This window comes from Sphingosinicellaceae bacterium (assembly GCA_019285715.1).
GTDB lineage: Bacteria > Pseudomonadota > Alphaproteobacteria > Sphingomonadales > Sphingomonadaceae > Glacieibacterium.
The window spans coordinates 2,625,678-2,645,576 of the sequence record CP079108.1; the positions used below are offsets into that span (position 1 = coordinate 2,625,678).

The 19,899-nt window shown below is 65.9% G+C and carries 14 protein-coding genes; 8 read left to right on the plus strand and 6 right to left on the minus strand.

Features of this window, described 5'->3' with window-relative positions; translation table 11 throughout:
- Nucleotides 1-56 precede the first annotated feature (56 nt).
- The 3 genes from KX816_12245 to KX816_12255 all read right to left on the minus strand — a co-directional run bounded on the left by KX816_12245 (nt 57) and on the right by KX816_12255 (nt 2,981).
- Complete coding sequence (locus KX816_12245; protein QXQ05054.1) at nt 57-1,025, minus strand: aspartyl protease family protein; 969 nt, start codon at nt 1,023-1,025, stop codon at nt 57-59.
- 217 nt (nt 1,026-1,242) lie between these two features.
- The gene (locus tag KX816_12250; protein QXQ05055.1) at nt 1,243-2,079 is read right to left on the minus strand and encodes a transglutaminase family protein; all 837 of its coding nucleotides are present in this window, start codon (nt 2,077-2,079) and stop codon (nt 1,243-1,245) included.
- Nucleotides 2,073-2,981, minus strand: coding sequence for a transglutaminase family protein (locus KX816_12255; GenBank protein QXQ05056.1), 909 nt, complete (start codon nt 2,979-2,981; stop codon nt 2,073-2,075). Before KX816_12255 ends, KX816_12250 begins: the two co-directional genes overlap by 7 nt.
- Nucleotides 2,982-3,037: 56 nt before the next feature.
- On the opposite strand from KX816_12255, the gene KX816_12260 reads away from it, so the two are divergent.
- From KX816_12260 to istB, 3 genes are all read left to right on the plus strand, one after another.
- Entirely contained in the window at nt 3,038-3,751 is a 714-nt protein-coding gene (locus KX816_12260) for an N-formylglutamate amidohydrolase (protein QXQ05057.1), read from the plus strand.
- Between the two features lie 422 nt (nt 3,752-4,173).
- Entirely contained in the window at nt 4,174-5,700 is a 1,527-nt protein-coding gene (gene istA, locus KX816_12265) for an IS21 family transposase (protein ID QXQ05058.1), read from the plus strand.
- Nucleotides 5,690-6,469 (plus strand): IS21-like element helper ATPase IstB, encoded by a 780-nt coding sequence (gene istB / locus KX816_12270; protein ID QXQ08541.1) that lies wholly within the window; start codon nt 5,690-5,692, stop codon nt 6,467-6,469. Before istA ends, istB begins: the two co-directional genes overlap by 11 nt.
- Here istB and KX816_12275 read toward each other — a convergent pair.
- Both KX816_12275 and KX816_12280 read right to left on the minus strand, forming a co-directional pair.
- Nucleotides 6,461-8,734, minus strand: coding sequence for a polysaccharide biosynthesis tyrosine autokinase (locus KX816_12275; protein QXQ05059.1), 2,274 nt, complete (start codon nt 8,732-8,734; stop codon nt 6,461-6,463). The genes istB and KX816_12275 overlap by 9 nt on opposite strands.
- A gap of 20 nt (nt 8,735-8,754) precedes the next feature.
- Nucleotides 8,755-9,483 (minus strand): polysaccharide export protein, encoded by a 729-nt coding sequence (locus tag KX816_12280; GenBank protein ID QXQ05060.1) that lies wholly within the window; start codon nt 9,481-9,483, stop codon nt 8,755-8,757.
- Nucleotides 9,484-9,777: 294 nt separating this feature from the next.
- Between KX816_12280 and KX816_12285 the strand changes: the two genes are divergently transcribed.
- Nucleotides 9,778-10,068: a hypothetical protein gene (locus tag KX816_12285; GenBank protein QXQ05061.1), complete on the plus strand. Its 291-nt coding sequence runs from the start codon at nt 9,778-9,780 to the stop codon at nt 10,066-10,068.
- 79 nt (nt 10,069-10,147) lie between these two features.
- On the opposite strand, the gene KX816_12290 is transcribed toward KX816_12285, so the two are convergent.
- Nucleotides 10,148-10,516: a hypothetical protein gene (locus KX816_12290; protein QXQ05062.1), complete on the minus strand. Its 369-nt coding sequence runs from the start codon at nt 10,514-10,516 to the stop codon at nt 10,148-10,150.
- Between the two features lie 601 nt (nt 10,517-11,117).
- Between KX816_12290 and KX816_12295 the strand changes: the two genes are divergently transcribed.
- From KX816_12295 to KX816_12310, 4 genes are read left to right on the plus strand one after another with little or no spacing between them, the layout of a single operon-like run.
- Nucleotides 11,118-11,474 carry a hypothetical protein gene (locus tag KX816_12295; GenBank protein ID QXQ05063.1) on the plus strand — a complete coding sequence of 119 codons (357 nt, stop codon included), beginning with the start codon at nt 11,118-11,120 and terminating at the stop codon, nt 11,472-11,474.
- On the plus strand, nt 11,471-12,199 hold the full coding sequence (locus KX816_12300) for an ATPase (protein QXQ05064.1): 729 nt from the start codon (nt 11,471-11,473) through the stop codon (nt 12,197-12,199). The genes KX816_12295 and KX816_12300 overlap by 4 nt, the downstream gene beginning before the upstream one ends.
- Nucleotides 12,196-16,569 carry a UDP-forming cellulose synthase catalytic subunit gene (bcsA, locus tag KX816_12305; protein ID QXQ05065.1) on the plus strand — a complete coding sequence of 1,458 codons (4,374 nt, stop codon included), beginning with the start codon at nt 12,196-12,198 and terminating at the stop codon, nt 16,567-16,569. Before KX816_12300 ends, bcsA begins: the two co-directional genes overlap by 4 nt.
- Nucleotides 16,569-19,898: a BCSC C-terminal domain-containing protein gene (locus tag KX816_12310; GenBank protein QXQ05066.1), complete on the plus strand. Its 3,330-nt coding sequence runs from the start codon at nt 16,569-16,571 to the stop codon at nt 19,896-19,898. Before bcsA ends, KX816_12310 begins: the two co-directional genes overlap by 1 nt.
- The last annotated feature ends 1 nt before the right edge of the window (nt 19,899 follow it).

A 19,899-nucleotide genomic window follows, 5' to 3' on the forward strand; every position in this document is an offset into this window, starting at 1 on the left:
ACTCGGACTTGATCACGGTTCGTTCTGCACTATTGCGCGTCCCGGCACGAGGCAAGTCAGCGTCGCAGCGAGAACCGGACCTTGCGGCGGCGGAAGTCGAGCGACACCCGACGGAACGCCTGCAGCAGGTCGGTCCCGAGCAACAGCGCCGGCTGCCGCGACAGGCCAAACAAGGCGAACGGCGGCGCATCCACGAAGGCGACCTGGACGTTCATCGCCGTTACTCCGCCGACCCGCAGTTCAGGCACCGCCATCAAGTCCGCCACCAGCGTCTGCCCGGTAACGCTGATCAGGGTCACCTTGCCCTCCGGCTTGCGGCGGTTGCGGGTAAGCGCCTTGAACAGGGCCATGTTCCCGACCGTGACGTCGGCACCGGTATCGATGACGGCGTAAAGCGGCTGGCCGGCGATCGACACCTGCGTCAGGATGAGTTGACCGCGCTTGCGCCGTGCCGTGACGACGATGTCGCCGTCTTCGGCCGTCGACTCCCGGCGCGAGTCCTGCACGGTCACGGTCTTGGCGACGAAATCGAGCATCAGCCGCTGGTCGGCGAGCGCGTCGATGCCGATCACGCCCTGTGCACCGAGGTCCTTGTCGCTCAGGACCGGCGCCCGGATGCTCCGCATCTCGCTACTGCCGATACCGAAGCGGTCGACGTCGACAAGCTGGACCTCGCTCGTCCCCGCCATGCCGCGCAGTGTGCCGGTGCCGATGGCCGGGAGTTGCAGGCGGTCCGCGACGCTCCGGGCGACCACCGATCGATCGGCACCGCTGTCGACCAGAAAGCGGAACGGCCCCTCCCGATTGATACGGACGTCGAGCAGCATCCGGCTCTCGCGCATCTGCGCGGCGAGGTCCTCGCCGCTGACTTCAAGGCTGTCGTCGAGCGTCGCTGGCGGGATCGTCGGCTCGGCGGAAGGCTGGGAAACCGCGCCCGGCTCGATGGCCTTGGCCGGCCAGTTCCCCAGCACCGCCGGAAAAGTAACCGCCAATGCCAGCGCGGCAATGCGTGGGAACGGCGTCACAGTCCTGATGCGGTCGCGAGCACGATAACGACGATGATAGCCGATCCGCGGTCTGATCGCGAATGAAGCTGGTCGTGAGCTGGTGCCCGATGCCAAGCCTCCCTGTCATTCCGGCGAACGCCAGAACCCAGCTATTCTCAGCGCTCCAAGTTTCGAGCGTTTAAAGCGACTGGGTTCAGGCGTTCGCCGGAACGACAATGGGGGGTGCGAGCTATCTTCACCCGCTCGCGCTGACGCTCTGCTCCATCTCGTCGACCTCGTCGGTGTGGACGTCGAAGCGGGTCAGCCACGCCGAGCCAAAGCTGGTGGTCAACGCGGTGTCCGTCGCGTCGCGCCCCCGCGCCATCAGGATGCGCCCGATGCGGGGGCGGTTGTGGCGCGCGTCGAAGGTGTACCACTGGCCGCCGAGATAGGCGTCGAACCACGCGGAGAAGTCCATCGGGGCGTCGACCGGCGGGATGCCGATGTCACCGAGGTAGCCGGTGCAATAGCGCGCCGGGATGTTCATGCAGCGGCAGAGCGTGACCGCGAGATGCGCGAAATCGCGGCAGACGCCGGCGCCCTCCTGATAGGCGTCCCACGCGGTCTTCGTGGCGCGGGCATGGTGGTAGCCAAACTCGATGTGGTTGTGCGCATAGTCGACTATTGCCTGCACGCGAGCCCAGCCCGGCTCGATGCTGCCGAACAAGGACCACGCTACGTCGGAGAGCCGGTCGGTCTCGCAGTAGCGGCTGCCGAGCAGGTAGACGAGGATGTCGTCGGGCAGGTCCTCGATCTCGGCTTGGGGCGCGCCAGGGGCCTGGATGTCGGGCAGGCCCGAGTCCTCGATGGTGAAGTCGCACGACAGCGACAGGCCGCCCGGCGGCACGGTGACCCGGGTGCAGGTGTTCCCGAACGCGTCGAGGTAGTCGTAGATCGGCACGTGCGGCGTGGTGACGATGCGGTGCGCGGTCTGCAGGTCCCGATTCCGCGACGGATGGATACTCAGCATCGCCATCATCGGCGTCGCCCTCGGGCTCTCGAAGCGGATGTCATAGCCGGCGCGGATCAACATGAGGAAAACTCTCCTTCCGAAGGGCTTAACGCATCAGCTTCGAGATTGACCTCGACGGAAACAACCATGCCGGCATCGGTTCCCGGAAAGCCCGACCAGGTGCCCGACAGCGGCACCGCCTGGTATGGATCGCGGGCGACGCCGACGCGGATCAGGCCACGATTGCCGACGATGCCGTTGGTCGGGTCGAACTCGACCCAGCCCGATCCCGGCAGGAAGACGCGAACCCAGGCATGGGTGTTGCCGCCGCCGATCCGGCGCTCGCGCTTCGACGGGCTGTACACGTAGCCGGAGACGAAACGGGCAGCGAGGCCGAGGGCGCGCGCCGCCTCGATCATCAACACGGCGAAGTCCCGGCACGTGCCCTGCCGCTTGGTGATGGTCTCGACCGGCGTCTGCGTCCCCATCGCGGCGCGCGAGACGTAGAGGAAGTCGCGCCGGATCGTCGTGGTCATCGCGCTGAGGACCGCCATCGTCTCGATCCGGCCCGGGGACACGAAGGCGCGCGCCCAGCGGTCGATGATGCGGTCGGGGTCGTGATGCTGGCGCTCGATCGAGCGGGCGAGGTCGGGCATGTCCTCCGACGAGTAGGTGAACGGGAAGCCGCGTGCATAGTCCTCGACCTGGACCTGTTCGGCGGAAAGCGGACGGTGCTCGACGCGGGCGGTGCTGCGGAAGCTGAGCGAGGACGCACGGGTGTTGAAGCGGGCGATCGCCACCGAGTTGCCGAAAACGTCTTGGACCCAGCGGAGTTCGCTGGGCGCCGGTTCGATCGCCAGCGTCGAGGCGAGCAGGCGCTGGTAGTGACTCTCGCGCGGCCGGGTCATGATCCGGTGCTCGCCGAACGCTACCGGCTGCCGGTACCGGTAGGTAGTCAGGTGATCTATGGTGAGCACGACCATCCGGAAAGTTTCGACAAGTGCTCGACGATTCGCAACGACTATTACATTCCAATGACTTGCCGCCGGTCGAGATCGTCAACCCGGACGGCGGTGGCCGATTCCTGCTGACCGGGGACCATGCCGGCAAGCTGGTACCGTCGGCGCTGGGGACGCTGGGCGTCGCGGCGGAGGACATGGCGCGTCATATCGGCTGGGACATCGGGGTCGAGGCACTGGGCCGGAACCTCGCGGCGCGGCTCGATGCAATTTTCGTGCGGCAGCGCTACTCGCGGCTGGTCATCGACTGCAACCGCGATCCAGGGTCGGCCGAAGCGATGCCGGTGGTCAGCGACGGCACTCCGATACTGGGCAACGTCGGGCTGAGCGCAGCCGACCGGCACCGGCGGGTCGCGGAAATCCACGAGCCGTACCAGGCAGCGGTCGCGGCTGCATTCGAGGCTCGTCCCGCGGCCGTTCTGGTCGCGCTGCACAGCTTCACCCCCGCGATGGCCGGCGTGGCGCGGCCGTGGCACATCGGGGTCCTGCACGACGGTCGCAACGACGCCTTCGCCCGGCGGCTGCTCGACTGGCTGGAACGCCACGCCGGGCTGCCGATCGGCGACAACGACCCGTACCGGATGGACGCGACCGACTACACCGTGCCGCACCATGCCTTTGCGGCCGGCCGGCCGTACGTGGAGCTCGAGGTACGGCAGGACCTGGTCGGCGATGCTGCCGGCGTCGACCGGATCGCGGCGCTTCTCGCGGCGGGGCTGAACGAGTCAGCCTAGTCCGGCAGGGTCAGCTCATCGCGAATCCTTCGGCCGGGCGCGCCCATAATCGCGAATGATCAAACTAATTAATTATCCTCAATACTATCTGACAAAATGTCTACGCAATAATCAATAATGTAACTTAGCAGTATCGAATAAATGATTTCTAGATAGACTTTACCGAACAGAACTTAAAATCTCAACGATCAGTTTATGATAGAGAATGCCTGTAAACTACTCACCTAGACAAACTAGAACTTATGATATGCATTAATCTAATCTTGAACGGTTGCCCTTAGCCCAAGTTACACGCTGAGTTTGCGTCGGGTGTAGATTTCCAGTGAGAAGTGACCCGGGAGCGGCATAAGTTTTCACTGAGATTTGACCCATGTTTGGACCTGCCTCTGGCTGACCGGCCGGAGGTATTAGGAGTGATCAACATGGATTTACTGAGCGTAGTACGTCGCTGGCGTTTCCGGCAGAAGCTCGCACTTCGGGAGATCGAGCGGCGCAGCGGCTTGTCGCGCAACACGATCCGCAAGTACCTGCGCGCTGAGACGGTTGAGCCGCAGTTCAAGGTTCCCGACCGGCCGAGCAAGCTGGACCCATTTGCCGAGAAGCTGTCGGGCTGGCTGGTGATCAATGCCGGCAAGTCGCGCAAGCAGAAGCGCACGGCCAAGCAGATGCACGCCGATCTGGTCGTCTTGGGCTACGATGGATCTTACGGCCGTGTCGCGTCATATGTGCGGGCGTGGAAGGCTGATCGACAGATTGAACAGCAGACCAGCGGCCGCGGCACCTTCGTGCCGCTGGTGTTCCAGCCAGGCGAGGCCTTCCAGTTCGACTGGAGCGAAGACTGGGCCATTATAGGCGGCGAGCGCGTCAAGCTGCAGGCGGCGCACACGAAGCTGTCACACAGCAAGGCCTTCATTGTACGGGCCTATCCGCTCCAGACCCACGAGATGCTGTTCGACGCGATGACCCAGGCGTTCCGGGTTCTGGGCGGCGTTCCGCAGCGCGGGATCTTCGACAACATGAAGACCGCCGTCGACCGGATCGGTACCGGCAAAGCCCGGCAGGTCAACGCCCGCTTTGCCGCGATGGCCAGCCATTACCTGTTCGAGCCCGAGTTCTGCAACCCGGCGTCGGGGTGGGAGAAGGGCCAGGTCGAGAAGAACGTGCAGGATGCGCGGCGCCGCCTATGGCAGCAACTGCCGAGCTTCCCGGATATCGATGCGCTCAATGTCTGGCTCGAGGAACAATGCATCGCGCAGTGGAGCGAGATCCAGCACGGCAGCTTGCCCGGCACTGTCGCTGATGTGCATGCGCAAGAGGTCGGCAATCTGATGCCGCTGGGTCGGCCCTTCGACGGCTTCGTCGAGCACACCAAGCGGGTCTCGCCGATCTGCCTCCTGCATTTTGAGCGCAACCGTTACAGCGTGCCGGCCTCGTTCGCCAACCGCCCGGTCAGCGTCAGGATCTATCCCGAGCGGATCGTCGTGGCGGCCGAGGGGCTGATCCTGTGCGAGCATGCCCGCATCATCGAGCGGTCTCATCACCTGCCCGGGCGGACCATCTATGACTGGCGGCACTATCTGGCGGTGATCCAGCGCAAGCCTGGGGCGCTGCGGAATGGCGCGCCGTTCACGCAACTGCCCGATGCGTTCAAGCAGCTGCAAAGTCAGTTACTGCGCCGCGCCGGCGGCGATCGCGAGATGGCCGAGATCCTGGCGCTCGTGCTGCAGCATGACGAACAGGCGGTTCTTTGCGCGGTCGAACTGGCACTGGAGGCTGGCGTCGCGACCAAGACCCACGTCCTCAACGTTCTGCACCGGCTCACCGATGGTAAGGCTACGCCAGCCTCCCCGATCGACGCCCCGCAGGCGCTGCGCCTTGCGCAAGAGCCGCTCGCCGATGTCGGGCGATATGACGGTCTTCGCGATGGAGGGCTGCGCCATGCGTCATGATCCCGCCAGCGCCGCAGTGGTCGTCATGCTCAAGGCGCTCAAGATGTACGGCATGGCCCAGGCGGTCGGCGACCTTATCGAGCAAGGCGCCCCGGCGTTCGAGGCGGCAGTGCCGATCATCTCCCAGCTGCTCAAGGCAGAGATGGCCGAGCGGGAGGTCCGCTCGATCGCCTACCAGATCAAGGCTGCCCGGTTCCCGGCCTACAAGGATCTAGCCGGGTTCGACTTCGCTTCCAGCGAAGTGAACGAGGCAATGGTCCGCCAACTGCACCGCGGTGACTTTATCGACGGCGGCGACAACGTCGTACTGATCGGCGGTCCCGGCACCGGAAAATCCCACGTCGCCACCGCGCTGGGCGTCCAGGCTGTCGAACATCACCGCAAGAAGGTCCGGTTCTTTGCCACGGTCGATCTGGTCAATGCGCTTGAACAGGAAAAGGCAATGAACAAAGCCGGCCAGCTTGCCGAGCGCCTGCTGCGCCTTGACCTCATTATCCTCGATGAACTGGGCTACCTGCCGTTCAGCCCGTCAGGCGGGGCGTTGTTGTTCCATCTGCTCAGCAAACTCTATGAGCGTACCAGCGTCATCATCACCACCAACCTCAGCTTCAGCGAATGGGCCGAGGTGTTCGGTGATGCCAAGATGACCACCGCCCTGCTCGACAGGCTTACCCACCACTGCCACATTCTCGAAACCGGCAACGACAGCTTCCGGTTCAGGGCAAGCGCTGCTGCGCCCAAAACACGGAAGGAGAAATCATCAACTTGACCCACACCCCGCATCGCGGGACATAACTTCACCCGGGTCAAATCTCGATGAAAACCCCGGGTCACTTCTCAGTGGAAATCTACAGCCGTAGCCGCCATAACTGCCATAGCCACCGTAACCGAGACCCGACAGCCGGACGTCGTACATGGTCAACAGGCCGCCGAGGATCTGCGCGTCGGCACCCTCGAGACGCGCGATCGCACGACGCGCCGCGAGCCTCCGGGTCCCGGCCTCGATGGTGAACACCGTGCCCTCGGCGAGCGACGACAGCAGCGGCGAGTCAGCCAGTCCGAGCACGGGGGGGCCATCGAGGATGATCATGTCGAACATGTCCTGGAGCATGGCGATCGTCTCCGCCGTCCGCGGGCTGGCGAGCAGTTCGGCGGGGTTTGGCGGGACGGGCCCGGACGGCAGTACCCACAGGTTCTCGGTGCTCGTCGTGAACACCGCGCTCTTGAAGTCGTTCGAGCCGGCCAGCAGGTTCGACAGGCCGAAATGCTCGTCGCGCGTGACGGTCATCGACGGCTGCCGCATGTCGGCGTCAACCAGGAGCACGCGGCGTCCGGTTCGCGCGAAGGCGATGGCGAGGGCGAAGGCGGTCGTCGACTTGCCCTCGCTCTCGCCGGTACTCGCGATGAGCAGAGTTCGCGGCGCGCCGGTGGAGGTGCCGAACTCGATCGAGGTCCGCACCGACAGATAGGCTTCGACGATCGCGCCCTTGCCGGTGGTGATCTTGTCGACGATGCGCTCGCCGGTCGCCACCTTGGGGATCGCCCCGAGCAGCGGCAGGCGGAGCTTGTGCGAGACATCGTCGGGCGTCTTGATCGAGTCGTCCATGAACTCGCAGATGAAGGCCGCAAGCAATCCGATCACGAGACCGAGGATCAGTCCCGCGCCGAGGTTGAACGCGACGTTGGGCCGGACCAGCGGCGCGCCCTTGGCCTCGTCGACGAGCGAGACGTTGCTGGTCTCGATGCCCTCGGCGACATCGACCTGCTTGAAGCGCTGGAGCAGCGCATCATAGAACTGCCGGTTCGTGTCGACGTCGCGGCGCAGGATATTGTAGCGGATGCTCCGGTCGTTGATGTCGAGGACCGAGTTCTTGAGCCCCTTCACGTTCTGCGCGAGGACGTGCTCGCGGGCCACGGCCGCGAGATAATCGGCCTGCAGCGAGCTGCGGACCCGCGCCCGCTCGGCGGCCAGCGACTTGTCGACATCGGCGATCCGGGCGCGCAGCTGCGACATCTGCGGGAAGACATCGCGGTACAGGCCGCCCATGTCGCTGTACTGGGCGCTGAGCCCGGCGCGGGTCTGCTGCAGCGCCTGGATCGTCGGGTTGGTCAGCTCCTGGGTCGTCGTCAGCCCGACCTGCCGGTATTTCTGCTCGGCATCGATGCGGTCGCGCTGCGCATCGGACAGCGCCGCATTGACCTGGACCAGCGAGGCCGACGTCAGGGACGTCTCGCCACCGGTCGCGCCGTTCGAGGCCGACGGCTGGACGTTGATGATATCGGCTTCACGCGCATACTCGGTTGCCGCGCGGTCCGAAGCTTCGAGGCGCTGCTGGGCAATCAGCAGGCGCTTGCCGAGAAGCTGGCGCGCCAGCACCGTCGAACTCATCTTGCGCTCGAGATTCGAGGCAATGAAGCTCGACGCATAGGCATTGGTGATGCGTTCGGCCATCGCGGCGTCCGGGGCCTCGAAGGAAATCGTGACGAGGCGGCTGTCGGGCACCGGCGTCGCCTTGAACCCGTCGACGAGCACCTTGGCGGCGTGAGCCGTCGCGGTCTCGAGATTACGGTCGGGCTCGTCGCCGGCATCGAAACCATAACCCGGCACCGTCGCCAGACTGAGCGTACGCGCGACCCGTTCGGCAAGTGACCGGCTCGCCAGCAAACCGTACTGGGTTCGCAGGTAGTCGTTGCGCGCCATCGACACCGAGGCGGTCTCGGTCTCGTCGGTGTTGATGACCTTGAAGTCCTCGGCGGAAATCTCGAGGGTGGCGGAGGCACGGTAGATCTTGGTCGTGAGGACCGATACTGCGCCCGCGATGGCCAGGCAGATGGCGACGGAGGCCGGAACCACCCAACGCCACTTCTGCAGGACGAGCCAGAGGTCGGCATAGGCCGAGCGATCGAGGTCGTGGCCGAGATGGTCGTACGCGATCGCGACCTCGCCGCGGTCGATGGTTCGCAAGGCGCGTCGGTGGCCGCCCTCCAGACCACGGTCGGCGGGGACGAAAGCGTCGGGGCTATGATCGTTCAATGGGCTATCCGTCGCAAAGGTCAGAAGGGACGGAAGACGGCGAGCAGCGGCACCGCCGAGAGGAAATCGCGGAACGCCTGGCGCGTCGCCGACCCGTCGACGACGATGACGTCGTTGTCGTAGATCGTCGGATCGACCTCCTTGCCGGCGCGGATCGTGCTGAGGTCGAAGGCCGCCGCCTGCCGCTGGCCGTCGATCTGCCGGAAAACCACGACGCGCTTGACGTTCGCGCCGGTATCCGTGCCCCGAGCGAGTGCGACCGCCTGAATCAGCGTCACGTCACCAGCGATCTGGTAGACCCCGGCCTGCTTGACCGAGCCGTCGACCGTCACCGACCGCACCTGCATCGCCTTGAGCAGGACTTCGACGCGCGGCGACTTCAGGTAGGTCGCATCGAGCTTGGTCGCCAGGTTCGCGGCGAGTTGCTTGACCGTATGACCCTGCGCCGCCACGGCGCCGATCAACGGGATCTGGATCTGGCCGCTAAGGTCGACCTGGCGGTCGCCCGACAGTGAATCGACCTGGAAGACATTGACGCTGACCACGTCGCCGGGCTGGAGCAAATGCTCGTCGGCGCTCGTCGTCAGGCGTGGCAGGTCGGGAGCGACGAAGTCGGTGCGGTTGTACGCAACATGGCCACCGCGGCTGCCCGCGCAACCGCCGAGACAAAGCAGCACGCCGCCCAATACGGCCAATCGACGTCCGCCATGCCGCCAGCCACGCTGGCGCAAACCGCTACCGTTCGACATCACTACCCCTCGCGAGAAGCCCTCGGGAGCAAGAGATAGCGTGAGCGCATTACCAACCCATAAAGATATCCGGCACGATGAAAGTATTCATTAGGACAAGTTCTGGTTAAGACGCGCTAATGCTCTTAATGTAATGGGTAGCGATTGTTACTAAAGTCCAAATATCTGGTATCAAGACGCCAGGTTTTTTTGATTTCATAGTTCTGGAGCCCCATTTTATACATGGTGGCGTCTTGTTCAACTGGATGGGAAATGATAGTTGGTCCGGAAGATCACGTAAGCAGGGTTGGAAATATGGTAGCCAGAAAGATTATCGCTTCGGCAGCGCTGGCGGCGCTGGTGGTGGCACCGTTGCCGTCACTCGCCCAGGGAGCGCCCGGCGCGGCGGCACCGCGACTGCCCCCGCCCGGCATTTCCGGCGCAGCTCCGGGCGTCGGTGCCGGTGCCGGTGCCGGCCTCGGAGCGGTCGGTGGTCTTACGCTGCAGGAGACGATCTTGCTGAGCGTCCTGGCGCTGAGCAGCGTCGCGGTGGGCGGCGTGCTCGTCGCCGATGCGGTCAAGACGGATGCGCCCGTCAGCCCCTAGACGCGCAGACTGGATGAAGTACGAAGCTGAAAGAGGGCCGGCTGGGAAACCAGCCGGCCCGAACCTTGTCGACCGACAACTAGTCGAACGGTCGATAATGCCGGTTGTCGGATGAGCGGCGTCGCGCACGCAGCGGCGCCATGACCATGCAGACACCAGCCAGCGCCACCAGGAATGTCGAGAAGTCCGGCATCCACCCGCCGTGTGGTTCTACCTGCAGCGATGGGCTTGTGATCACGGCGACGAGGCCGAGTGCAGCCAGCACGACGATCACCGCAAGCGACGACAACGAGATTCGCGACCGTCGCAGCCGCGAACCCGCGGAATTCGCTTCACGGCCCGAACCCGAGTGCATATCCGACATCGATTGTTCCAACTCAACAGACACAAGCAACGAGAACCAGTCGTTCTGACCGCTTCGCAATCGCCGGAGCCACTCAGTTGCCATGTCCGACATGATAACAATGCGATCGTCGTAATGCTCGAGTCTATACGCGAGTAAGAGCATCGTGTGAATACAGTAATTGCCCGCGAATGGATATCTATATATCAGACATTCTCTTACAAACCGAAACATGTGTGTATCCGAAATCAATCTTTCTTTCGTGTATGGTTAATCATAGTTTTGTCTAATACCGTACGGATAGGACGTATTTATTTGAAGCCGCGTCATCTCGGACCAGCGGCGACGTCGGGCGCTTCGGTGCATTCGGAGCGCACAACTGTTTGATTGGGCGAAGCGCCCTACTCCCGTCCAGTTGGATATTTCAGCAAAATCTCGCGACGATCCACCGCGCCGGGAAGGTTGGTCGCGATCGCCGACCGCACAATTCCCCACAATGAATGGGTATTGAGATATTGGAGTCTTTACTGAACTTAGATGTTTTGTGCCTAATTTAGCTCATGATCTCTATTCGATACGTGCCTGATGAAGCTCATGTCGGAATGCGTGTAATGTTCTATTAAGAACTATCTCACCCATGACGGCTGGACAGGCTGTTAACGATGTTTGGCATTCTTGCCACGATACGTACCAGCGCGGGGGCAACTTGATGCGTCAGGATATTAAGGTTTTGCTGGGGCGCATCGGCGAGGAAACGTTTAACTATTACGATTTCGAAACTCCTTCGCATGAGATCGATGTCTGGCCGATATTCGAGGCGCTGCTCCTCGATGAGCGCGTCGTGGGCAGGATCGATGCCAAAACCCTGGTCCGTGTCGCAGCCGAGGTGCCCGAGGAGCCGCGCGCGATCACGCAGGTCCCGCTGAGCCGCCCGGCAGCGGTGCCCGAGCCGGTCCGCGTGGAGGCCCGCGCAATGTTCGGCAATTATGGCAGCAGCCCGTCGGAGCCGCGCGACGAGAGTGTCCGCGACGTCCTTGCCCGGCTGGCTAGCAACGCCGAATGACCTTGATCCTGGTCCACTCGCCCAAGGGCGGCGTCGGCACTACCTTCATCGCGGCACAACTGGCGCTCCGGCTGGCGCAGCACGGACAGGAAGTCGCCGCGATCGACTGCACCTACCAGGAGTCGCTCAAGCTCCACTTCGGCCTGCGCCCGGCGCAGTCGCTCGCCAATGTCGGGGATGATTATGCCGGCGCGCTGGTGGTGTCCGGCGTGGCCCTGATGAATGGCTACAAATTGAGCCGCCAGAACGACTTCCGCGACGACCCCGCCAGCGTCGTGGCAACGCTGTTCCCGCAAGAGCGCGTCACCGTCGTCGATGTCGCGGCGGGTGACCGCGAGCTCAAGGACCGGCTGATGCCGTTCGCGACGCTGCACGTGTGCGTGCTGACCCCGACGCCGGCTGCGCTGTCGGTACTGCCACGGATCGAACCCGGCACGCCGACGGTGGCGCTGACCAAGACCGGCTTCGTGCTCAACCAGATCGACGACCGGCTGCGCTTGTCGCGCCACTCGACGACGTTCTTCCGCAAGCTTATCGGCGAGATGCTGATCGGCATGGTCCGGCGCGACGAGGCGGTCAACGAGGCGCTCGGCATGTTCGAAGGGATACCCCGGCTGGCACCCGCCAGCGTCGTCCTCCCCGATCTTGCCGAACTGACGACGGCAATCGAACATCGTTGCGGCCTTTCGGTCGCCGTCGCGGAAACCGCCGGTGCCGCGCAGTGAACGACACCACGATCGCTGCACCGTTCGCCGGATCGCCGCTGCTCACCCGCCTCGGCACCTGGGCCACGGGGATCGGGGTCGTCGTGCTCGCCGTGCTGGTCATCACGGTGCCGCTCGACCTGACCTCGCAGTGGCTGTTCGCCGGCGCGACGATGATCGGCACGGTCCTGCTCGGCCGCGCCGACAACCGCCGGACGACACTCGTCATCGCCGTGCTGTCGGTGCTGGTCTCGACCCGATACATGGTGTGGCGGACGACGCACACGCTCGAGTTCCAGTCGATCCCGGAGTTCGTCCTCGGCGGCGGGCTGTACCTTGCCGAGATCTACGCCTGGATCATCCTGATACTCGGCGTGCTCCAGACCGGCTGGCCGCTGCACCGCCCGATCGTCGAGATCACCGGCATCCCCAAGACCTGGCCGCTCGTCGACGTCTATGTCCCGACCTACAACGAGAGCCTCGATATCGTCCGCAACACGGTGTTCGCGGCGCAGGACATGGACTACCCCAGCGACCGCTTCCGGGTGTTCATCCTCGATGATGGCCGCCGTCCGGAGTTTCGCGCCTTTGCCCGCTCGGCCGGCTGCGGTTACCTGACCCGCGCCGACAACCTCCACGCCAAGGCCGGCAACCTCAACGCCGCGATGAAGAAGACCGAGGGCGAGCTGATCGCCATCTTCGACTGCGATCACGTCCCGACGCGCAGCTTCCTGCAGATGACCGTCGGCTGGTTCCAGAAGGACCTCAAGCTCGCGGTGCTGCAGACGCCGCACCATTTTTACTCGTCCGACCCGGTCCAGCGCAACCTCAACCGGGTCAGCGACATGCCCGGCGAAGGCGAGCTGTTCTACAACTCCGTGCAAAGCGGCAACGACCTGTGGAACGCGACTTTCTTCTGCGGCAGCTGCGCGATCATCCGCCGCGAAGCACTGATGCAGACCAACGGCTTTGCCGGCGAGACCGTGACCGAGGACGCCCATACCGCGCTCAAGCTGCAGCGCATGGGGTGGAACACCGCCTACATCAACATCCGGCTGTCGGCGGGCCTCGCGACCGAGCGGCTGATCCTCCACATCGGCCAGCGCATCCGCTGGGCGCGGGGCATGACGCAGATCTTCCGGGTCGACAATCCGCTGCTCGGGCGCGGGCTGAAGTGGCAGCAGCGGCTTTGCTACTTGAACGCGATGCTGCACTTCCAGTTTCCACTGCCGCGCATCGTCTTCCTGACCTCGCCGCTGGCCTATCTGATCGCCGGGCAGAACATCATCCACGCCTCCGCGTCGCTGATCTTCGCCTACGCGCTGCCCCACCTGTTCGTCTCGATGGCGTCGAGCACGCGCATCCAGGGCGGTGACCGGCGGCCGTTCTGGGGCGAGATCTACGAGACCCTGCTCGCCTTCCACCTCGTCAAGCCGACGCTCTACACGCTGCTCGACCCGCACAAGGGCAAGTTCAACGTCACCGACAAGGGCAGCTTGCTCGACAAGAACTACTTCGACTTCGCGACGGTCAAGCCGCACCTGATCGTGCTCGGGCTGCTGGCCGGCGGCATCGCGCTCGCGGTCGGCAAGAGCTTCTTCCCGGCGACGTTCGGCGTCCACTACGACACCCTGCTGCTCAATACCTTGTGGGCGAGCTTCAGCATGATCATTCTGCTGGCCTCGATCGCCGTCGCACGCGAACGCCGCCAGATCCGCTCCGACATCCGCATCGAGGTCGAGATGCCGGTCAGCGTTTACTTCACTGACGGCTACGTCGCCGACGGCCGCACCATCGACGTCTCGATGGGCGGCATGTCGCTGTTGCTGCCACCGGGCTCCACCATCCACGCACAAGGGATCACCGACATTTCCATGCCGATGGGCGACGAGACGCTGACCTTGCCGGCCTCGATGATCCGGATCGACGGACTGGTCGGCCGCATCACCTTCCAGCCGCTCGAGCCGTACCAGGTGCGCCAACTGGTCCGCGCAGTGATGGGCCGGGCGGATGCGTGGCAACAGGCGCACGAGCACCCGACGGTCTCCGGCTTCAGCTCGGTGCGCGACATCGCCAGCGTCGCGGGCACGACACTCGCCGCCATCATCGCCGCGATCTTTACCCGGCGGCCCCGGGCAAAGACCATAGCTGCGGCGGCGGCCGTCGCCGCGCTGCTCCTCGGCGTCCATCCGGCCCCGGCCAGTGCACAACCGGCAGCCAAGGCCGCGACACCGGTCGCGGCACCAGTCGCAACCCCGGCAGTTCCGACCGGCGGCCAGGCCCTGCGCCTGTCGTTCAAGGACCTGCAGGTCAAAAGCCCGATCCGGCTGGCGGGCACCCGCGGCGAGGTCGGCATCCCCTTCGGCATGCGCCGCGACACCGTCGTTACCGGCGCGACACTGACCCTGAATTTCGCTTACTCACCCGCCCTGCTCGGCGACCTGAGCCAGCTCGTGGTCATCCTCAACGGCGAGGTCGTCCGCATCCTGGCGCTGCGGTCGGACGGTGCCGGCGGTCAGGTCGTGACCATCCCGGTCAACCCGGCGCTGTTCCTCGTCGGCGACAACCAGCTCAACATCCGCATGGTCGGCCACTACAGTCGCGACTGCGAGGACCCGTTCAGCTCCACCTTGTGGGCGAGCATCAGCAACGTCCGCTCGTTCCTCGACCTGACCCTGCAGCCGCTGTCGCTGACCCCCGACCTGGCCCGGCTGCCGGCGCCGTTCTTCGACCGGTTCGCGCCCGGCTCGCTCAAGCTGCCGTTCGTCTTCGCCGGCTCGCCGACCAACGGCGAGCTGGAAGCGGCGGCAAGCCTGGCGTCATGGTTCGGCAGCCAGGCGAGCTACCGCAAGTTCACCTTCCGGCCCTACTACAACCAGCTTCCCAAGGGTGACGCAGTAGTCTTCGTGACCCGCTCGCGGCCGGTCGCGGGCGTCACGGTCGACGTCGACGGGTCATCGATCGCGGTCATGCCGAACCCGACCGACCCGACCAGCCAGCTTCTCGTCGTCATCGGCCGCGACGACCGCGAGCTGAAGCTCGCAGCCGCCGCGCTGGCAACCGGGCGCGGGCTGTTCGCCGGCGCAAAGGTCTCGACCGCCGATGCCCGTATCCCCTCCTACGGCCCCTACGGCGCGCGCCGCTGGCTGCGCACCGACCGGCCGGTCAAGCTCGGCGAGCTCGTCGACCCCTTCACGCTGCAGGGCATGGGGCTGCCGCCGGGCCCGCTGACCACCGCCTTCCGCTCGGCCCCCGACCTGTTCTTCTGGCCGAGCCAGGGCGGCACGCTCAACCTGCACTACCGCTATCCGGGTGCCCGGTGGCTCGACAAGCAGGCGTCGCGGCTCGATGTCTCGATCAACGGCCAGTATCTGCGCACGCTCGGTTTTACCGGCGCGCCGTGGTGGAGCCGCTGGACCGGCCAGACCGAGACGGTATCCACGACCTCGCAGGCCGAGGTCCTGATCCCCGAATACAACCTGTTCGGCCAGAACGAGCTGACCTTCGACTACAACCTCGTGCTGGCGAACCAGAAGCGCTGCTCCGGCACTTTGCCCGAAAATGTCCGCAGCAGCGTCCTGCCCGACAGCAGCATCGACCTGACCAACACGTATCACGCCGCGCACATGCCGAACCTCGCGACATTCGCCGGTGCGGGCTTCCCATTCACGATCTACCCCGACCTCGCGCAGACCGCGGTCATCGTCCAGCCGAACGCCGGACCCGACGTCGTCGAGGCCTTCCTCGAGATCATGGGCCGGTTCGGCGATTCGACCGGAACGCCGGCGACCGCGGTCACCGTCACGCGAACCGTCGACAGCGACCAGCTGGCGGGGAAGGAAATCCTCGCCATCGGAACGGTCGATCTGACGCGCGCCAACTCGCTCTTCGCCAGCGCCCCGGTGCGCTTTGCTGATGGTCGCTTTCAAGTCAGGGAGCGGTCGTACGTCCGGCGTGCCTTCGACACCGTGTCGCCGTACGAACGCGACCCGGTTTCGACGGTCAACGGGTTTCTCTACAGCGCCGCCGCCTTCACCGGCATCACCAGCTTCGAATCGCCGTTCAGCCCGGGCCGGACCGTCGTCGCCATTCTCGCCACCGACCCGGTGACGCTGCCGCAGATGGTCGCCGGCTTCAGCGAGGTCCGGATCAACGCACTGGTGCAGGGCGACCTGTCGGTCGTCGTCGGCGACGGCATGTCGAGCTTTGCGGTCGGCGACGGCTATTGGATCGGCTCGCTGCCGCCGTGGCTCAAGATCGCCTACTGGTTCAGCCAGTACCCGTTGCTGCTGGCACTGTCGGCCATCCTGGTCGCGGTGCTGTTGTCCTATCCGATCTTCCGGATGCTCAGGCGGCAGGAACGCGATCGACTGCGGGCGGCGGACAAGTGATGCGGTCCCGCTTCCTCGCCGCGACCGCGCTCGCACTGCTCGTCGTGCCCGGCATCGCCGCGGCCGAAGTCGCGGGCGTTTCGGCGCTGCTCAATCAGGCGACCTATTGGCAGGGCAAGGGCCGTCAGGACCTCGCCAACCAGGCCTATCGGCGAGTGCTGGCGATCGATCCGGCCAACGCCGCTGCCCGGCGCGGACTGGCGGGGCCGCTGCCGGTCCCGGTCAAGACCGTGGTCCGGCCCGCGCCGGTCCCGATCAAGACGGTGCCCGCGCCGCGCCCGGTCGTCGCCGCCAAGCCGGTGGCAGCCCCGGTCGCCGTTTCCCGCCCGGCACCGTCCGCCGACGTTGCGGGCGACAGCCGCGCGGCGGGGTTCAAGGAGCTCAACTCGGGCAGCCTCGGGGACGCAGACCGCGACTTCCGCAAGGCGTTGGCGCTGCGCCCGAACGACCCCGACGCACTCGGCGGCATGGGCATTGTCCGGCTGCGGCAGAAGCGCTTTGCCGAGGCGCGCGACTATCTGATGCGCGCATCGTCGCGCGGCCCGGCGGCGAAGTGGGCGGAGGCACTCACCTCCGCACGCTTCTATGCCGGGCTCGACGAGGCGCGGGCGGCACAGGCCGCGGGCCGCATCGACGAAGCGCAGAAGATCGCCGAGGAGCTGTCCAACTCGGACTCGCCGCAGCGCGGGCCGGCCCTCGAACTGCTCGCCGGAATCTACGAGACCAAGGGCCATTTCGCCGAAGCCGCTGCGCTGTACCAGACCGCCGCCAAGCTTGGGGGAACCGCACCCGCCGCGGTCGCCGGCAACGAGCGCCGCGCGACCCGGGCGCAGGCGATGCAGGCCGCAGCCGCGCGCAACGACACCGAAGCCGAGCGGCTGTTCCAGCGCGGTCTGGTCGAGAGCCCGACCGACCCGTGGATCCGCTACGACTATGCGCGCTTCCTCGACCAGCGCGGGCGGCGCGGCGAGGTCATGGCGATCATTGCCGCTTTGCCCCAGCTGCAAGGCCCCGAGGCCCTGTACGCGGCCGCGCTGCTCGACAGCCAGATCGGGCAGGATGCCGCCGCCGATACGCTTATCTCGCGCATCCCGGAGGCGCAGCGCACGGCCGAGATGCGTGGCTTCGCCGCCGGCCTCAAGATCGACGCCGCGATCGCGCGCAGCAAGCTGCTGGCCGGGCGCGGCGAAGTGGCCGAGGCAGTCGCGGCCCTGCGCGAGATCGTCCGCACCCCCGGGCTGACGATGGCCAAGCAGGGCCAGATCGCCGGGGCGCTGTACCAGCTCGGCGACAAGTCCGGGGCGTCGGCGCTGGCGCAGCAGGCGCTCGACGCGGGCTCCTCGAACGCCGCCGACTATGAGGGCATCGTCCGCGTCCTCGCCCAGACCGGGCAGGACGGGCTGGCGGCCGCAGCGGTGCAGAAGGCCGCGACCGCAGCCGGCACGCTCGGCGGCGGGGAACAGGTCGTCGCACGTCTCAATGGCATCGTCGTCGTCGCCCAGGCCGACCGGATGCGCACCGACGGCCAGTACGCCCCCGCCTTCGATCTCCTACAGGGGGCCTGGCAGGCCTCTCCGGGCAACACCGACATCCTCGGTGCCCTCGCCCGCCTCTATCAATCGGGTGGAATGTCTCCACAGGCGTCCCAAACCTACCAGTTGGTCCTGCGCACGTCACCAAACGACAAGGGCGCACTGATCGGATTGATCGACACCGCCGGCAGCACCGGCGACTATGCGCTCGCCCGCAGCGCCCTCGACCGCGCCGTCCGGCTCGACCCGAGCGACTACTCGACCTACCTCGCCGCCGCCCGGATGGAGCGCGCGCGCGGCGACGAGGGTCTGTCCGCGCGCTACCTCAAGCGTGCCCGCGAGCTCTACACGCGCCAGTCCCAGGTCACCGGCGGTGGCTTCGCGTCGACCAACCCCTTCGCGGCCTCGACGGGCGACGCGGTCGCCGCCAGCGGCCCGGTCAACCCCTTCGACCTCGGGCGCAGCGGCTCCGGCGGCCAGGCGCGACTGCCCGAGAGTCGCGCGCGCCGGCCCGGCTCCGACGCCGCCAGCGGCGACCGCCTCGCCGACCTGCTCGGCACCCTGCCCCGCGACGGCGACGCCCGGCCACGGGACAGCGACGGCGACCAGCCGCGGCGGCGCGCCCGCAGCGGCGACCCGATCCTGCAGTCGATGGACGACGACATCGAGGCGCTCGCCTCCAACAGCGGCACGCGCGCCGACGTCCGGACCGAATACCGCCAGCGCAGCGGCGAGGTCGGGCTCAGCAAGTCGCAGCAGGTCAGCGGCAGCGCCGAGCTGTCGACCGGACTGGCCGGCGGCCGCGTCTCGGCCAGGGTCAACGCGCTGTCGATCGATGCCGGGCGTCCGACGGGTTCGGGACTGGCGCGCTTCGGCCGCAACGGCACGCTGGAGGCTCAGGGCATCGTCGCGGCGCTGCCCTCCGCGCTCGTCGCCGCCGACACCCAGCAGGCGTCCGGCGTAGCGGTTTCGGCTGCCTACTCGAGCAACCTCGTCAAGGCCGATGTCGGCACCACGCCGATGGGATTCGGCAAGACCACCATCGTCGGCGGCGTCACCGTATCGCCGCGCCTGTCACCGTCGGTCACCGCCAAAATCTGGGCCGAGCGCCGCCCGGTCGAGGACAGCGTCGTCGCTTATGCCGGCACCAACGATCCGGTCAGCGGCACCTTCTGGGGCGCGGTCCGGCGCGCCGGCGGCGGTGCCTCGGTGTCGTACGATGTCGCCGGCACCGGGGTCTACGCCGACGGATCCTACTACCGCTATAACGGCACCAACGTCCGCTCGAACCACGGCATCCAGGCCAACATCGGCGGCTACACCCGCATCCTGAAGGGCCGCTACTCGACCCTGAGCATCGGCATCAACGGCAATTACCAGAACTACGACAACGACCAGAACTACTTCAGCTTCGGCCAAGGCGGCTACTTCAGCCCGCAGAGCTTCCTCAGCGTCAGCTTCCCGATCCACTACCAGCTGCGCCAGCCGGGCGGCATCGAGGTCGACCTGAATGCCGCGCCCGGCTACCAGAGCTACAACCAGAAGGCGACGCCGCTGTACCCGACCGACCCGGCGGCGCAGGCGGCGCTCGATGCGCTGAAAGCGCTCGATGACGACGTTCGCGCGCAGTTCGACAGCATCAGCCAGACCGGTTTCGGCCTGTCGGCGGGCGGCTCGGCCTACTACCCGATCAACCCTCGCATGAAGATCGGCGGAGAACTGAACTACAACACCTTCGGCGCATACAACGAGTTCCGGGGTTCGGTCGGCATCAAGCAGGTGCTCGGAGGGCAGTGAT

What these genes read in the sequence shown, in the direction of transcription:
- KX816_12250 (QXQ05055.1), bottom strand. Translation starts at nt 2,079, where the DNA reads ATGTTGATCCGCGCCGGCTATGACATCCGCTTCGAGAGCCCGAGGGCG.
- istB (QXQ08541.1), top strand. Translation starts at nt 5,690, where the DNA reads ATGCGTCATGATCCCGCCAGCGCCGCAGTGGTCGTCATGCTCAAGGCG.
- KX816_12280 (QXQ05060.1), bottom strand. Translation starts at nt 9,483, where the DNA reads ATGTCGAACGGTAGCGGTTTGCGCCAGCGTGGCTGGCGGCATGGCGGA.
- KX816_12300 (QXQ05064.1), top strand. Translation starts at nt 11,471, where the DNA reads ATGACCTTGATCCTGGTCCACTCGCCCAAGGGCGGCGTCGGCACTACC.
- KX816_12310 (QXQ05066.1), top strand. Translation starts at nt 16,569, where the DNA reads ATGCGGTCCCGCTTCCTCGCCGCGACCGCGCTCGCACTGCTCGTCGTG.
- KX816_12255 (QXQ05056.1), bottom strand. Translation starts at nt 2,981, where the DNA reads ATGGTCGTGCTCACCATAGATCACCTGACTACCTACCGGTACCGGCAG.
- KX816_12290 (QXQ05062.1), bottom strand. Translation starts at nt 10,516, where the DNA reads ATGGCAACTGAGTGGCTCCGGCGATTGCGAAGCGGTCAGAACGACTGG.
- istA (QXQ05058.1), top strand. Translation starts at nt 4,174, where the DNA reads ATGGATTTACTGAGCGTAGTACGTCGCTGGCGTTTCCGGCAGAAGCTC.
- KX816_12285 (QXQ05061.1), top strand. Translation starts at nt 9,778, where the DNA reads ATGGTAGCCAGAAAGATTATCGCTTCGGCAGCGCTGGCGGCGCTGGTG.